Annotated in this window: 15 protein-coding genes; 5 read left to right on the top strand and 10 right to left on the bottom strand. The window is 73.0% G+C overall.

Annotation, left to right across the window (positions count from 1 at the left end; genetic code table 11):
* Positions 1-9 precede the first annotated feature (9 nt).
* Complete coding sequence (locus ACFXKG_RS24515; protein WP_384842925.1) at positions 10-1,083, bottom strand: alkene reductase; 1,074 nt, start codon at positions 1,081-1,083, stop codon at positions 10-12.
* A gap of 303 nt (positions 1,084-1,386) precedes the next feature.
* Between ACFXKG_RS24515 and ACFXKG_RS24510 the strand changes: the two genes are divergently transcribed.
* Positions 1,387-1,845, top strand: a complete 459-nt coding sequence (locus ACFXKG_RS24510) for a MarR family winged helix-turn-helix transcriptional regulator (protein ID WP_384843210.1) — start codon at positions 1,387-1,389, stop codon at positions 1,843-1,845.
* A 114-nt stretch (positions 1,846-1,959) separates the two neighbouring features.
* On the opposite strand, the gene ACFXKG_RS24505 is transcribed toward ACFXKG_RS24510, so the two are convergent.
* The 7 genes from ACFXKG_RS24505 to ACFXKG_RS24475 form a co-directional block, all read right to left on the bottom strand.
* Positions 1,960-2,526 carry a S26 family signal peptidase gene (locus tag ACFXKG_RS24505; RefSeq protein WP_384842922.1) on the bottom strand — a complete coding sequence of 189 codons (567 nt, stop codon included), beginning with the start codon at positions 2,524-2,526 and terminating at the stop codon, positions 1,960-1,962.
* A complete protein-coding gene (locus ACFXKG_RS24500) occupies positions 2,523-3,110 on the bottom strand; it encodes a hypothetical protein (protein WP_384842919.1) in 588 nt (195 codons plus the stop codon). The genes ACFXKG_RS24505 and ACFXKG_RS24500 overlap by 4 nt, the downstream gene beginning before the upstream one ends.
* A gap of 340 nt (positions 3,111-3,450) precedes the next feature.
* Positions 3,451-5,148 carry an alpha/beta hydrolase gene (locus tag ACFXKG_RS24495; protein ID WP_384842916.1) on the bottom strand — a complete coding sequence of 566 codons (1,698 nt, stop codon included), beginning with the start codon at positions 5,146-5,148 and terminating at the stop codon, positions 3,451-3,453.
* A 123-nt stretch (positions 5,149-5,271) separates the two neighbouring features.
* Complete coding sequence (locus ACFXKG_RS24490) at positions 5,272-6,714, bottom strand: DUF692 family multinuclear iron-containing protein (protein ID WP_384842911.1); 1,443 nt, start codon at positions 6,712-6,714, stop codon at positions 5,272-5,274.
* A 217-nt stretch (positions 6,715-6,931) separates the two neighbouring features.
* Positions 6,932-7,750, bottom strand: coding sequence for a DUF4142 domain-containing protein (locus ACFXKG_RS24485; RefSeq protein ID WP_384842908.1), 819 nt, complete (start codon positions 7,748-7,750; stop codon positions 6,932-6,934).
* 210 nt (positions 7,751-7,960) lie between these two features.
* Complete coding sequence (locus ACFXKG_RS24480; protein ID WP_384842905.1) at positions 7,961-9,073, bottom strand: DUF4037 domain-containing protein; 1,113 nt, start codon at positions 9,071-9,073, stop codon at positions 7,961-7,963.
* A 66-nt stretch (positions 9,074-9,139) separates the two neighbouring features.
* Positions 9,140-9,940, bottom strand: coding sequence for a peptidyl-tRNA hydrolase (locus ACFXKG_RS24475; protein ID WP_384842902.1), 801 nt, complete (start codon positions 9,938-9,940; stop codon positions 9,140-9,142).
* 122 nt (positions 9,941-10,062) lie between these two features.
* On the opposite strand from ACFXKG_RS24475, the gene ACFXKG_RS24470 reads away from it, so the two are divergent.
* The 4 genes from ACFXKG_RS24470 to ACFXKG_RS24455 are packed head-to-tail and all read left to right on the top strand — an operon-like array spanning position 10,063 to position 12,653.
* Positions 10,063-10,740: an AIM24 family protein gene (locus ACFXKG_RS24470; protein ID WP_384842899.1), complete on the top strand. Its 678-nt coding sequence runs from the start codon at positions 10,063-10,065 to the stop codon at positions 10,738-10,740.
* Positions 10,741-10,762: 22 nt separating this feature from the next.
* Positions 10,763-11,758 (top strand): ATP-binding cassette domain-containing protein, encoded by a 996-nt coding sequence (locus tag ACFXKG_RS24465; RefSeq protein WP_384842896.1) that lies wholly within the window; start codon positions 10,763-10,765, stop codon positions 11,756-11,758.
* Entirely contained in the window at positions 11,755-12,438 is a 684-nt protein-coding gene (locus ACFXKG_RS24460; RefSeq protein WP_384842894.1) for an ABC transporter, read from the top strand. The genes ACFXKG_RS24465 and ACFXKG_RS24460 overlap by 4 nt, the downstream gene beginning before the upstream one ends.
* A gap of 14 nt (positions 12,439-12,452) precedes the next feature.
* Entirely contained in the window at positions 12,453-12,653 is a 201-nt protein-coding gene (locus ACFXKG_RS24455; protein WP_384842891.1) for a hypothetical protein, read from the top strand.
* A 56-nt stretch (positions 12,654-12,709) separates the two neighbouring features.
* On the opposite strand, the gene ACFXKG_RS24450 is transcribed toward ACFXKG_RS24455, so the two are convergent.
* Entirely contained in the window at positions 12,710-13,561 is an 852-nt protein-coding gene (locus ACFXKG_RS24450) for a polysaccharide deacetylase family protein (RefSeq protein WP_384842888.1), read from the bottom strand.
* Positions 13,562-13,693: 132 nt separating this feature from the next.
* Positions 13,694-14,587 carry a PPK2 family polyphosphate kinase gene (locus ACFXKG_RS24445; protein WP_384842885.1) on the bottom strand — a complete coding sequence of 298 codons (894 nt, stop codon included), beginning with the start codon at positions 14,585-14,587 and terminating at the stop codon, positions 13,694-13,696.
* Positions 14,588-14,806 lie beyond the last annotated feature (219 nt).

Genomic DNA, 14,806 nt, shown 5'->3' with positions numbered 1-14,806 from the left:
GGGCCGCTGTCAGCCGAGGGCGGGGTAGTCGGTGTAGCCGCGGTGGTCGCCCCCGAAGGAGGTCGCGCGGTCGGGGGAGTTGAAGGGGCCCCCGGCGGCGAGGCGGGCCGGCAGGTCGGGGTTGGCGAGGAAGAGGCCCCCGTAGGCGATCAGGTCGGCGGTGCCGTCCTCGACGAGCGTCAGCTCGTCGGGGCCGGTGGGCTCCATGCCGGTGAAGGGGTTGAGGACGAAGGTGCCCGGCCATGCCTTGCGCAGCCGTACGACCAGGTCGCGGACGCCTGGCGCCTCCATCTGGTGCAGGTAGGCCAGGCCGAGCGGGGCGAGCGCGTCCACCAGCGCGGTGTAGGTGGCCTCGACGTCCGTCCGGTCGCTCTCGTCGATGTCGTTGTAGGGGTTGCCGGGCGAGAGGCGGAAGCCGACCTTGTCCCCGCCGATGGCCTCGGCCACGGCCCTGGCGGTCTCCACGGCGAAGCGGATCCGCCGCTCGGGGCTGCCGCCCCAGGCGTCGGTGCGCCGGTTGGAGTTCGGGGCCAGGAACTGGTGGATCAGATAGCCGTTGGCGCCGTGCAGTTCCACGCCGTCGAAGCCCGCCTCGACGGCGTTGCGCGCCGCGGTGGTGAAGTCGGCGATGGTTTCCGCGATCTCCGCCTCGGTCAGCTCGTGCGGCGTGACGAAGTCCTGCGGCCCCTCGTGCGTGTAGACCTGGCCCTGGGCGGTGACCGCGGAGGGGCCGACCGGAGCGAGGCCCGTGAGGCTCGGGTGACCGACCCGTCCGGTGTGCATGATCTGCAGGAAGATTGCGCCGCCCTCGGCGTGCACCGCGTCGGTGACCTCGCGCCAGGCCGCGATCTGTTCGGCGGAGTGGATACCGGGGGTGTCCGGGTAGCCCTGGCCGACCGCCGACGGCTGCGTGCCCTCGGTGACGACCAGACCGGCGCTCGCCCGCTGCGCGTAGTAGGTCGCCATCAGCTCGGTGGGGGTCTGTCCGCGGCCGTAGGCGCGGCTGCGGGTCATCGGGGCCATCACGATGCGGTTGGAGAGGCGGATACCGCCGAGGTCGTACGGGGCGAAGGCCGTCGTCATGATCGGGTTCCTGTCCGGTTCGGTTGTGGTGACACCGCACGGTGCCATTGCCTGTCCGAACAAGTAAATAGCCCTGGCTCATTCCCTGAGGAGCGTGACCTGTATCACTCCTGTGTATTCGGGTGCTGTCAGCGCTGCCAGTGCGGCCCGGCGTGGCCGGGGAGAGGCGGCGATAGAGTGTTCCTGTCCGGGCAACGATCTGCGCGAAGGGTTGTGAGCGACGTGTCGAGGGATCCAGACGACGTACCGACCGAGGGCTCCGTACCGACCGAGGGCTCCACCGTGGACGTGGCCCGCCCCCTGATGCCGCCGTCGGTCCGGGCCGGGGTCATGAGCCACGCGATCTTCCGCGTGGCGCGCCTGCACCGGATGCTCGCCGGGCAGCTCCTGCGCCGCGTGGGGCTGCACCCCGGGCAGGAGCTCGTCATGATGCAGCTGTGGGACCTCGGCCCGCAGCGTCAGACCGACCTCGTACGGCTGCTCGGCTCGGACGCGGCCACCATGACCCGCACGGTCAAGCGGCTGGAGAACGCGGGCTTCGTCCGCCGGCGGCCCAGCGAGACCGACCGGCGCGCCACCATCATCGAACCCACCGCCGCCAGCCTCGCCCTGCGCAAGGAAGTCGAACAGGTCTGGGCGGAACTGGAGGACAGCGTCGCCGCCGGCCTGGACCCGGACGAACAGGACACCATGATCCGCGTGCTGGCCGGCATCGAGGACAGCCTCAGCCGGGCGGTCGAGCGTCAGGCCCCCCTCACATAGCAGGGGCGCTCACGGGCACTCCGGGACGCGACGCCGGACCGGGCCTGCCACGCGGGCCGGCGTGTGCGGGCACGCGCCGCGGCGTACGTCGCGTTCGTCAGCAAGCCACCGGCGCTACGTGTGTCGGCCGGGGCTGTGCAGTGGCAGGGCGGCAAGCGCGAGCAGAGTGGCGAGTCCGAACAGCATGATCGCCTCGGGCACGGGTTGCCCGGCGCGCCAGAGCTGGACCGGCAGCCCGATCCAGGGCACGCGCAATCGTGCTACGCCTTGGAGCGCCGTGGGGCCCACCGGTGTGGAGTCCGGTGTGGAGTTGGCGTCACCTTTGGTGATCAGGTACTTGTTGGGAAGTACCTGGTGGACCCGGTGGGTGAGAAGACGGCTGGGGCGAGTGGAGTCCTGGGTCAGCACGATGTGGCCCACCGCCGGTGTCCGGCCGGGTGGCGGTGGCTGGTAGAGAACGACGTCGCCCGGCATGAGGGCGGGACGCATGGAGCCGGACTGCACCACGCCCGCTGTCCAGCCCAGCGCCATCACGGGCACATGTGCCCATACCAGCAGCCCGAGCATCGAGCCGAGCACGGTTCGTGAAATGAGCGTCGTGGCCACGCGGATCGGGTGCGGGACATCCTTGGCCGTGGGGTGGGGGAGCACGCCGACGGCCAGGTCACCGGGGAGGGTCACCCCTGTTCCCGCGCTTCCCAGGTGAAGGCCGCCTCGTTCGTGGCCACGCTCTGCGAGCCGTTGGGCGCGCTCGGACTGAACTTCCACGCGACGCGGAAGCCCAGCGAACTGAGTGGCTTGCCGGCCAGGATCCAGGGGCCCAGGCCGGTGCGGTAGTCGGTGTACAGGGCCATGAACTCGTCCAGAGTGCCGTTGAACGCCGTCCTGTGGGCGGTGAAGCCTTTGCAGTTTCCGGAGGCGCCACCGCTGCCTACCTCGATGTGGAGGTTGATGAAGGATTGGAAGTTGCTGGGCCAGTTCGGAGAGTTGCCGTACAGCTTCAGCGCTGTGGGGAAGCCGGCGTTCGACTTGATCCTGATGCAGTTGGCGCCTGTGTCACCGGGGCGCATGTTGTCGACGCGGAACATGGGCACAGTGCTGTCGTTGGCCAGCCCCAGCGAGCCGGAGGTCCATGTGTTGCCGCTGTTGCTGCTGGTTCCGCTCCAGTCGGCGTTGGTGGCACCCCAGACCAGAACACCGCTGAACAGTAACCCGAGCGGAACGGGCAACACCTGTGCCAGCACGTTCAGCCAGGGACGCGCCATCGCGGACTCCGTTCCATTTCGACCCCACCGCAGCATATGGTCCCGTTTGCCCTGCCCGTGGTGGTGACGCTTCGTGTCGCACTGTCATGACATCGCGACTGTTGACCACCAGCGACCGCGGTCGGCCGAACGACGTAACGCGGTGCATGTCGGGTAGCGGCTTCGTATGTGCGCCCGCCGAGGCCCGGGTGATGACCGTGCCGACCCGGCGGCGGAGGAGTGCCGTGGCACCCGGGCCGGTCGGCCCAGGTGCCGCACGGAGAGCCGAGGAGGAGGTCAGGCCGCTGACGCCCGGTCATTCATACGCGTGCGCCACGGCTGGAGACACTCGCCCCGCCGTTCACACCGTGCTCCCGAGCATGCGGGGACGAGGAGCAGGATCGAGCCTTCCTTGCCGGTCGAAAAGTCGTTTGGTCGATTCGGGTGACCCCGGGGCCGGCTCGGGGTGCGGCGCGCACGCGGCGTTGCGCCGGGGTGTCTCGCCCTTCAGCAGGTAGTTCTCCACGTACGCGTTCACACACGGGTTGTCGCCGCCCGAGACCCCGTGCGTACCGGCGTCCCGCTCGGTCACCAGCGCCGAGCCCGCCAGTCGGCGCTGGAGCTCCAGCGCCCCTTCGTACGGGGTGGCCGCGTCCCGTTCCGCCGCCAGGATCAGGGTCGGCGGGAGCTGCCCCGGGCGGGTGCGGACGTCGACGGGCTCCTGGCGGGGCGCGGGCCAGTAGGCGCACGGCAGGTTCATGAAGGCGTTGTCCCACGTCTCGAACGGTGCGCTCCGGGCGAGCTCCGTGTTGTCGCGGTCCCACACCTCCCACCGGGTCGGCCACGGCGCGTCGTTGCACTCGACGGCCGTGTAGACCGCGCCGCCGTTCTCGCCGCCCTCGGCGGCCTCCGGGCGGGGCGCGGCCTGCGAGATCAGCGGCTCCGGGTTGCCCTTGACGTACTCGGAGAGCGCCGAGGCGCGGCTCGCCCAGTAGTCGTCGTAGTAGCCCACGCCGAGCATCGCCGCCTGGAGCTGCCCGGGACCGACCGTGCCGCCCGCCGGCTGGTCCGCGACCCCGGCGCGCACCTGCTCGTAACTCCGCTGCACCTGTGCGGCGTCGGTGCCCAGGTGGTACGTCGCGTCGTGCTTGGCCACCCAGACCCGGAAGTCCTCCCAGCGCCGCTCGAACGCGGCGGACTGGTCGAGGTTGTTGCGGTACCAGATCCGCTGCGGGTCCGGGTTGACGGCGGAGTCGAAGACCATCCGCCGTACGTGCGTGGGGAAGAGCGCCGCGTAGAGGGCACCGAAGTACGTCCCGTACGAGGCGCCCATGAACGTCAGCTTCCGTTCACCGAGCGCGGCGCGCAGGACATCGAGGTCGCGGGCGTTGTTGAGGGAGTGGTAGTGGCGCAGCGCGGTGCCCGCGCGCTCGGCACAGCCCCGGGCGTACGCCTTCGCCTCGGCGATCCGCTCCCGCTTGTACGACTCCGAGGGGTGCGTGGGCGCCTGGGTCGGGGCCTTCGCGTGGTCCGCCGGGTCCTTGCAGGAGAGCGGCGCGGAGCGGCCGACGCCGCGCGGCGCGTAGCCGACGAGGTCGTACGCGGCGGCGATCCGCCGCCACTGGGCCACCTCGGCGGCGAGCGGGAAGTACATGCTGGAGGCGCCGGGGCCACCGGGGTTGAAGACGAGCGCCCCCTGCCGGCGGTCGGCGGGACCGCTCGCGGCGACCCGGCTGACGGTGAGGCTGATCGCCGGACCGTCGGGCTCGGCGTAGTCGAGGGGGACCTTGACGAAGCCGCAGGTGACGGGCGCGGGCAGCATCTCGGTCTTGGGGCAGGCGCCGAACGCGATCCCGGCGGCCGCGGCGCGCGCCGCCGCGCGGGCCACCCCGCGGGCCTCGGCGGAGCCGGAGCCGGAGCCGGCGGCGGAACTGGAACCGGAGCCGGCGGCGGCCGGGGCGCCGGCCGCGGACGCGCCGTCCGCCGGGACGGCGACGAGGGCCGACAGGACCAGGGAGCCGAGGGTCGTCAGAGCCCCGTACTTCGCTACTGCTCTCATCGCGTTCCCTTCGTGCGTGCTGGCGAGCGGACCGCGGCGCTCCCGGAGGACGGGGGAGCGACGGCACGACGAGGGTCGCAGAGGGCCGGAGCGTGGCAAGGACCGGTGATCGGTGTCGGCGGGCTATGACCCCGATGCGCCCCGGGGCCACTCGCGGGCGCCGTCCGGCGTGCGGAACGAGCGGGAGTGTGCAACGCGGGTCAGGCCCTGGGCCAGCGCGGCGCGGGCCGCCCTGGCCAGCCGTACCGGCCGGCGCGGCGGGCGCGCGGCCGCGCGCTCCCGCCACCACAGGGCCAGCCGCCGCCGGGCCGCAGGGTCCCCGGGGCGCCCCTCGGTGAGCAGCGCCTCGGCGAAGTCCAGCGCGTCCCTGCGGTATCCGCCGCGCATCGGACGGCGCGCGGCGTACGCGAGGAACGCGGGGCGGAAGCCGTCGCCGAGGATGCCGGGCAGTTCGGGCGCCACCTTGGCGACGACACCGGCGCGCTTGGCGGCGAGGGCGCGGCTCTGCACGCCGAGGCGGCGCCGGTCGAACCCTTCCGGTGCGGGGGTGCCCGCGACCAGCGCGGAGAGCAGCGCGGTCTCGGCGAGCGCCAGCCGCTCCCGCGCCGCCTCGGTGGCGCCGGAGGCCTCCTCCGCCGCCGTCGGGGCGGACCGTACGGGAGCGGTCGCCGCCGGGGCGGGGGACCGTACGGTGGATGGCCGTACGGTGGCGGAGTCCCGTACCGGCGCCGGGCCCGCGGCCCGCAGCGTCTCGCGGATCAGGGTCAGTTCGCCGGCCAGCTCCGCCGCGGGCGGGAAGTCGTCGTCGCGCTCCAGCAGCACGCCCGGCGGCGCCACCCGGGAGCGCAGCTCCGCGAGGACATCGAGCACGGGCCGGGTGACCGGATGGGAGTGCGTGTCGTGCCAGACGCCGTCGCGTTCGATCCCGCCCGCGACATGGACGTACGCGATGGCCTCGACCGGCAGTTCGTCGAGTGCTTTCGCCGGGTCCTCACCGCGGTTCACGTGGTTGGTGTGGAGGTTGGCGACATCGATCAGCAGCCGGACCCCGGTGCGTTCGACCAGCTCGGCGAGGAACCGCCCCTCGCTCATCTCCTCGTCCGGCCAGGAGACCAGGGCGGCGATGTTCTCCACGGCGAGCGGCACGGGCAGCGCGTCCTGGGCGATCCGTACGTTCTCGCAGAGCACGCGCAGCGCGTCCCGGGTGCGCGGCACCGGCAGCAGATGGCCCGCTTCGAGCGCGGGGGACGCGGTGCGCTCCCCGCCCGCCCGTACGAACGCGATGTGCTCGGTGACCAGGGGGGACCCCAGCGCCTCGGCGCGCTCCGCGAGATCCGCCAGCCGCCGCGGGTCGGGGCGGTCCGCGCCGCCGAGTCCGAGCGAGACCCCGTGCGGGACGACGGTGACGCCGCGCTCGCGCAGCCGGACCAGCGACTCGGGGAGATGACCGGAGCAGAGGTTCTCCGCGACGGCCTCGACCCAGTCGACCCCGGGCAGCTCCTCCACCGCGCCGGCAATCTCCGGGCGCCAGCCGATACCGATGCCCAGACGTGGTGTCTCGTTCATGGTCTCCCCCTGTCGCGGACTCCTCCGTGCGCGACGTCGCTCGCGGTTGCAGGGGTCATGGCCCCGGGAACGCCTCGGTGAATCCTTGAGGGAGGACGTTCAGAGGTTGATTTGAGGTTCCGCCCCCGCTGCCGGAGAACGGTGCCTCCTCCTGCCGTACGTACCGTACGTACGGGGGAGGAGGCACCGTGCCGCCGGGCGGCGGAAGCGCGGTGGATCAGTTCTGGGCGGGAGCCGGCGTGACGGCCCCCGGCGCTCCGGGCGCCGCCGGCTCGCCCGGGTCCGGCCGGTCGGTGTTGACCGTGCCCGGCTCGCCGGGCGAGGGCTTCGAGGTCAACTCCCCGTTCGCGCCCGGCTCCAGCGGGGTCGAGGCCGGGGGCAGGTTGCCGTTGGGCGGCGGCGGGCCGGTCGGGCTGGCGGTGGCGAGTCCGGCGGCCTCGTCGGCGATCTTGTCGAAGTCGACCTTGCCGGTGGACTCCAGCATGGTGATGTGGTCGAGGACGGTGACGTTGGCGTCACTGGCGAGCTGGCGGATCAGGGTGTTCCTGGTGGTGTGCCGCACCTGCGCGATCAGGGCGAAGACCTTGCCGTGGGCGTCGCGCAGCAGGTTGGCGAATTTCTGCTCGTACTCCGGACCCGTGGCCGCGGACAGCTCCCTGAGCCAGCCCTGCTGCGCCTCGTTGGGCTGGTTCGGCAGTTCCACGCCGAGCTTCGCCGCCACGTCCCGGGCGCGCTTGTCGAGGTCGGTGTGGCCCACGACGAGGTGGTCACCGGTGTCCCTGATCGCCTGGGTCGGCGCGCGCTCGATGGCCTGCTGCCCGGCGGGCAGCTCCCAGAGCCCCGCGAGCCTGACCTTGACCAGGAAGTCACGGTCGGTGGCCGTCAGCGGTCCCCACTGCGTGGAGACGGTCGACGCGGCGATATTGGCCTGCCCTGTCCCGGAACGATCGGCGTACGACCACACGGGGAAGGCCAGTGCTGCCACTGTGGCGACCAGCCCCACGATGATGATTGCCGAACCGTTGATGCGTCGCAACAATGTGCTGCCTCCCGAACCGAAAACTGACACCGCTGGATCCACCGCGGGGAGCGCGGCAGTTCCACCCGCTTGGCGGTATCGAAGAGTACGTACGGCGCGTAGGGAGTGTTCAATCGGGCAGCGAACGATGTCCGGCGGCACGGACGCGGTGCGCCCGCGCGGCGGCGGTCGGGCGGCGACCACCGCGCGGGAGCGGCGCCGGTCGGGTCAACTCCGCCTGGAATGAAGCATGATGCGGCTCGCGGTGCGGGTGAGTTCCGGGCTGCTCAGGACGTCGGCGCTGTCGAGGTACTGGTCGACGGAGCCGACCGGTGGCGGATCGCGCAGGGCCGGGTCCGTGATCCGGGCCGTGAGGGCCCTGGTGAAGCGGTCGGCGCGCAGGACCTGGAAGGGCCTGGAGTGGTAGGGGCGGACGGCGGGGTCGACACGGTCCGTCAGGCGCAGTTCGTTGTGGTGGCCCGCGACCGACTCGTACACGTGCGAGAGATGCCGCTCGCGCGTGCGCCAGTCGGTCGCGGCGAGGACGGCGGTGAGGTCGGGGGTGAGGCGAGGGCCCAGGGAGGTGCGGGCGAAGGTGCTGCCGAGCCACTTGCCGTAGGGCGGATAGCGGCGGTCCATCAGGAGGCACAGGCGCATCAGGTCGCGTACGAGGCGGGCGGCGACCACGGCGGATCCGAGCTCGTCGCCGACCTCGCCGCAGCGGCCGACGAAGGCCTCCTCCTGGGATATGCGCTGCCACTGACCGGCCATCACATGGAGCCAGACGTCGTGCGGGTACCAGCGCAGGGCCGCCCGTAACGGGGCGAGTTCGCCGAGCCCGTCGTGGAAGACGGCGCCGCCGGTGACTTCGGCGAGCAGTTGGGTGGGGGTGGCGAGCCAGTCCTCCGCGGTGATGGGGGACGAGGGGTAGAAGCCGAGCGTGTCGTGGAACCAGGCGGTGAGGTGGGTGACTTCGACCCGGTGGTGCACGGGGCGGTCGGTGGCCCGCATGACGCGGATGTCGCGGTCGCCGGTGGGGGCGAAGTGGGTGGGATAGCCGTGGAAGGTCTTCGGGAGGTGCTCGGAGAGGAGGCGTCTGACGCGTCCTCCGTGCCGGGACACGTCCTGGTGGCGGAGGAAGAGCTGGAGGCGCGGCCCCCATTCGTGGTCGGCGGAGCGCGGAGTGTCGAAGCCGAGCACCTCGGAGCCGCTGCCCAGGCGTGCGGCGGAGTGCGGGATCGCCGGGGAGACCTCTTCCAGCAGAGGGCGTACCGCTTCGGTGTAGAAACGGCGGGAGAGTTCCAGGCCGGGAATGAAGACCGGCGTGTTCGTGACGCTCATGCCAGGAAGGTGTGCCCATTAAGTGAGGGGGCATGCGGAATATTTTCACATCCTGACACCGTCCTGTCACGGTTGCCGTGGGCCCCCCGGCGCGCCGGCACGGTGGCCTCCCTCGACGGCCACGGTCATCCCGGGGGCGATCTCGGTGAAGCCCGCGTCGTGGACCACCGGCAGCCCGGCGGTGGTGAGTTCCCGCCAGTGCGCGGCGTCCGCGGTGCGCACGGAGAGCGGGAAGCCCGCCGCGCGCCAGGCCTCGCGGTCCCTTTCCGACAGCTCCCACCAGGCGAGTTGGGCGCCGTGCCCCACCTGGGCCATGGCCTTGCCCGCCGACAGGGCGAGGCCGGGGTTCAGCCACAGCACCGGGTGCGCCGGGTCGGCCGGGGGCGGCGGCGCGGGGTCGTCCAACTCGGTGCCGGAGACCTGGAGCCTGGCCAGCTCCTTGGGCCAGCCGTCGAGCGGGACGGGCGGGAAGACCCGCACCTCGGCGACGGGCGGAGCGGCGCCGCTCGCGGAGAGCGCGGAGTCCGGGCCGCGGCCCGTCACCGTGATCCCGGGCAGCGCGCAGGCGCGCCGCCACTCCGCGCCGCGCGCCCGCCGCACCACCTTGCGGATCCGGGCGTCCTCCCAGTTCCGTACGGCCCGGGCCCATTCGCCCTCGTACTCGCCCTCGCCCAGGGCCCGTTCGTCGGAGAGCAGCGTGAGCACCGCGCGGGCCGCCGTCTCCAGGGCGTCGGTACGGGCCGGCGGCGCGGCCTTCTCGATGTGGACCACCAGCGGCAGTACGTACTGCGGGGCCTCGTCACGGGCGGCCGGTTCAAGACGGAAGGGGCCCTCGGCCGGGGCGCTCACGCTGCTGTCGCTGCTCACGGCCCCAGTCTGCCAGCCGCCCGGCACCTGCCCGCAGGCGGATTTCCTGACCTGCCCGCGCGCGGATTTCTTGGCCGAACCTTTCTTGGCGGAACGTACCGGTCCGGGCGACGATGCGCGGTATGAAAAGCGACCTCTTCTCCACGGAGCACATGGCGCAGCTGGCCACCGCGCCCGGAATGACCCTCCAGAACGCCAAGTCGATCAAGTACGCCGTCAACGGCGAGATGTACGCGCGGCAGGGCGCGATGGTCGCCTACCGCGGCTCGCTCCAGTTCGAGCGCAAGGGCCAGGGTCTCGGCGGGCTGCTGAAGCGGGCCGTCACGGGCGAGGGGCTGCCGCTCATGACGGTGAAGGGCCAGGGCGAGGTGTGGCTCGCGCAGGAGGCCGCCAACTGCTTCATCGTCGACATCGACCAGGGCGACGCGCTCACCATCAACGGCCGCAACGTGCTCTGCTTCGACCCGACCCTCGGCTACGAGATCAGGACGGTGAAGGGCGCGGGCATGACCGGCGGGGGGCTCTTCAACAGTGTCTTCAGCGGATACGGCAAGCTCGGCGTCATCTGTGAGGGCAATCCCATCGTGATTCCCGTCACGGCGCAGGCGCCCGTATATGTCGACACGGACGCCGTCGTCGGCTGGAGCGCACAGCTCGGCACATCCCTGCACCGCTCCCAGTCCGTGGGCTCGATGATCCGCGGCGGATCGGGCGAGGCCGTCCAACTGATGCTCCAGGGAGAGGGGTTCGTGATAGTCAGGCCGAGCGAGGCGACTCCGCAGAAGCCCACCGCGCACTGACGCGAGCTGAGATCATGCCCCGATGAACCTCCAAGGTGTGGGCCGCCGTTACGGCCTCGGCGGACCTTGGGTGCTGCGCGGGATCGATCTCGATCTCCCCGCGGGCGCCCTGGTCCGGGTCGAGGGCGTGAACGGCAGCGGAAAATCGACCCTGTTGAGGCTGATCGCGGGCATCGACGTGCCGACCGAGGGCCGCCTCCGTGACCGGCCCCGCACGGCGTACGTCCCCGAGCGCTTCCCCGTCGCCCTGCCGTTCACGGCCGCGGGTTACCTGATGCACCTCGGCCGGATCCACGGGCTGCGGCGCGGTGTGGCGGCGGCCTGCGCGGTCGAGTGGCTGGAGCGGTTCGGGGCGGAGGAGTACGCCCGTACGCCGATGGCCGAGCTGTCCAAGGGCACCAGCCAGAAGGTGGCCGCCGCGCAGGCGCTGCTGGCCGAGCCCGAGCTGCTGGTCCTCGACGAGGCGTGGACGGGGCTGGACGCGCCGGCCCGGACGGAACTGGACCGGGCGGTCGCCGAGCGCCTCGCGGCGGGCGGCACGGTCGTCTTCGTCGACCACGACCCGCGGCGGCTGGCCGGGGAGTCGGACGCGGTGTACGGGGTCGTGGACGGCGGCCTGGTGCCCCGTACCGAGAGCCCGGCCCCGGCCGGGGCGGAGGACGGTCCGGTGGTCCGGATCCTGGCCGAGGGACCGGCGGGCTCCGTGCTCGACGGCGCCGGAGCGGACGGACGCCCCGCCGGGCTGCCCGCCGGGCTGCCCGCGGGACTGCCCGGGGCGCCGGCCTGCGACGTACGCGCCGAGGACGGCGCCGTCCTGCTGACGGCGCCCGCGGCGCACTCCGACGCGCTGCTGCGCGCGCTGCTCACCGCCAGCCCGCCCTGGCACATCAGGGAGGTGGGCGAGGCCGACGGGCCCGCCCCGGCGGCCCCGGCCGGCCGGTCCGTCCCCGCACCCAGGTCCGCCCGGCCGGCCGTGTCCGGTTCCGCCGCCACGGAGACGGAGCACCTCTCCTCATGACCGCACTGCTCAGCTATCAGATCGCCCTGCTGCTGCGCTCGCAGCGCTGGCTGCCGCCGCTCCTGCTGTACGGGATCTTCCTGGTCGTCGGGGTGCAGGTGGGACAGCCGATCCTGGACTCGCTCGGGTACGCGGCCGCGGCGCTGCTGCCCGTCACCGCCTGGCTGGTCCGGATCTGTGTCACCCAGGAACCGGCGGCCTCCCGCGCCGTCGTCGGCGCGGTGAGCGGGACGCGCCGTGCCCATCTCGCCGCGCTGCTGGCCGGCGTGGTCTGCGCGGGCGCGATGGCCGTGGCGGGCACGCTGATCGTCGCGCTGATCAGCGAACCGAAGAACGCGAACTTCACGGTCGAGGTGGACACGGTGTCCGCGGGCACGGCGGGGCTGCTCGCCGCGGTGGTCTGCCTGCTCCTCGGCGCCGCGGTCGGCGCGGTGTGCAACAGGCCGCTGCTGCGCGCCCGGGGCTGGTCGATCGCGGCCACGGTACTGGTCTCGCTCGCGGCGCTGGTGACCAGCGGCTCCCCGGCGCGGTACGCGGTCGGCGACCTGGTGACCGGATCGCTCACCGGGGAGGTCAGGACGCCGGGGCTGACGCTGGTGGCCGCGGTGCTGGTGGCGGGCGCCGCGGCGGCGGTGGCGTGCGTGCTGGGCGCCCTGCGGGACGACACGGCGGACGACTGAGTACGCTCGGCCGTATGAGCGAGCAGACGGCCGGGCCCGCGGCACGCACGCAACGCCCGGAAGCAGCGGAGGCAGCGGAAGCGACGGAAGCGATCGCGTACGCGGAGTGCGTGCTCTGCCGGAAGCCGACCGAGCACCCGGAGACGGTCAGGGGCGTGACGCTCTGTCCCGTCTGCGAGTGGCAGGAGGCCCAGCGGACGGCGTGCTCGGGCTGACGGGCGCGAGCGGTGCCCTCCGCGGGGCCTTCCCCCGGGCCGTTGTCGGGCCGTGCTCAGTGCGCCATCAGCTCGGACACCCGGACGAAGCGGTAGCCGCGCTCCCGCAGCTCCGGCACGATCCGCCGCACCGCCTCCTCCGTCACCGGCGCCGCGCTGCGCGTGCAGTGCATCACCACCAGGGAGCCCGGCTTCACCTCCGCCAGCACCTGGTCCGCGACGGCGTCCGGGTCCGTGGCGAAGGCGTCACCGCTGACGACGTCCCACTGGACGGCCGTCACCTTCTCCGGGGCGAGCGCGCGCAGCGACTCCTTGTCGTAACAGCCGCCGGGGAAGCGGAAGTACGGCACCACATTGCGCGCCCCCGCCGTACGGAACGCCGCGAACGCCCGCCGTACGTCGTCGGCCATCCGCTCCTTGCCGATGACCGGCAGCCCGTAGCAGTCGGCCGTGAAGGCGTAGTGGCTGTACGAGTGGTTGGCGATCTCGAAGAGCGGATCCGTGCCGATCGACTTCGCCTGGGTCGGGTACTCCTCGGCCCAGCGCCCCGTCATGAACACGGTCGACGGCACTTCGAGCCGGCGCAGCAGGGCGATCAGCGACGGGTTGTCGAAGCGCTCGCCGCCCGCGGCCCGCGGTCCCTGGTCCGCCGTCATGTCGGCGTCGAAGGTGAGGGCCACGGTCCTGCCGGCGGCGGGGGTGCCGCGCTGGAAGACCGGCGTCAGCCCGTCGCGCCCCGGGGCCGTGGTCGGCGGCCCTTTCGCCACGGCGGGGCCGGGCGTCGTGGTGTGGGGGGAGGAGGCGGTGGCGGGGGTGGTCCCGGCGGGTGCCCGGCCGGCGCCCGCGCACCCGGACAGGGCGACGGCGAGCAGGCCGAGCGCCCCGAGCGCACCGACAGTGGTTCGCATGTGTGCATATCTGGTCACACGCGGAAAATATATGATGATCTACCTGGAATCGGTGCGCGGCGCGCAACCCCGGCCCGGCCAGGACCCCGCCCCAACCAGGTACCCGGCCCGACCAGGTAACCCGGCCCGGGCTCAGCCCGGCGGGTCCGTGGCCAGCAGCAGCCTGCGGCTCTCCTCGACGTCGAAGCCGCCCGGCGGATACGCCGGGTCCAGCGCGTCCAGGTGTTCGAGCAGCAGCGTACTGATCGCCCAGTTGCGGTACCACTTGCGGTCCGACGGGACGAGGAACCAGGGCGCGGCCTCCGTGGAGCAGCGCCGCAGCGCCAGTTCGTACGCTTCCTGGTACGCGGGCCACAGCGCGCGGTCCGCGATGTCGGACGGCTGGAACTTCCAGTGCTTGTCCGGGTTGTCGAGCCGGGCCAGCAGCCGGTCGCGCTGCTCCTCGTACCCGATGTGGAGGAAGACCTTCACGAGCGTCACCCCGTCGTCGGCCAGCCCCCGCTCGAAGCGGTTGATCTGCCCGTAGCGGGCGCCGAGGGTCCGCCCGGAGGCCAGCCCGCGGACGCGGGCGATCAGGACGTCCTCGTAGTGCGAACGGTCGAAGATGCCGATCTCGCCCGGCTGGGGGAGCGCCCGCCGGATCCGCCAGAGGAACGGGTGGCTCCGCTCCTCCCGTGTCGGCTCCTTGAACGCTCTGATCCGGCAGCCCGACGGGTTGAACAGTCCGATCACATGCTTGACGGTGCCGCCCTTGCCGCTGGTGTCCATGCCCTGGAGGACCAGCAGCAGACGGCGCCGGTCGCCCGCGGTGGAGGACGCGTACAGGCGCTCCTGGAGCCCGGCCAGGCGTCCGGCGAGGGCGCTCACGGCCGCCTGTCCCGCGGCCTTGTCCCGCGGACCGCCGGGGGTCGACCGTGTGTCGTACGCGGCGAGGTCGACGGCGCCGCCCTCGGGGACGCGCAGCAGCTCACGGAGGCGGGGCGCCGGTTCCGGCCGCTTCCCGGCCTTCTTGTCCTTCACGGCCACGACGCGCCCCTTCCGTCCGCCGGCCTCGGACCGGTCGCCCTGATCAGAGGATGCGACGGATCGGCGGGGGCGGCGGGCCCCCCGGGGGGGGGCCCCGCCGGCGGGGGGGGGGGGGCGCGCCCCGCCGGGCCGCCCCCCCCCCGGGGGGCGGGGCCGGCGCCCCCCCCGACGCCGCGATGTCCGCCCGCTCGTGGGCGTCGCAGCGTACGGCCGCCGCCC

Origin of the sequence: Streptomyces sp. NPDC059255 (assembly GCF_042752355.1) — a bacterium.
Lineage (GTDB): Bacteria > Actinomycetota > Actinomycetes > Streptomycetales > Streptomycetaceae > Streptomyces.
Note: the sequence above shows the minus strand (reverse complement) of the source record. Positions and strands in the feature narration are given on the sequence as shown.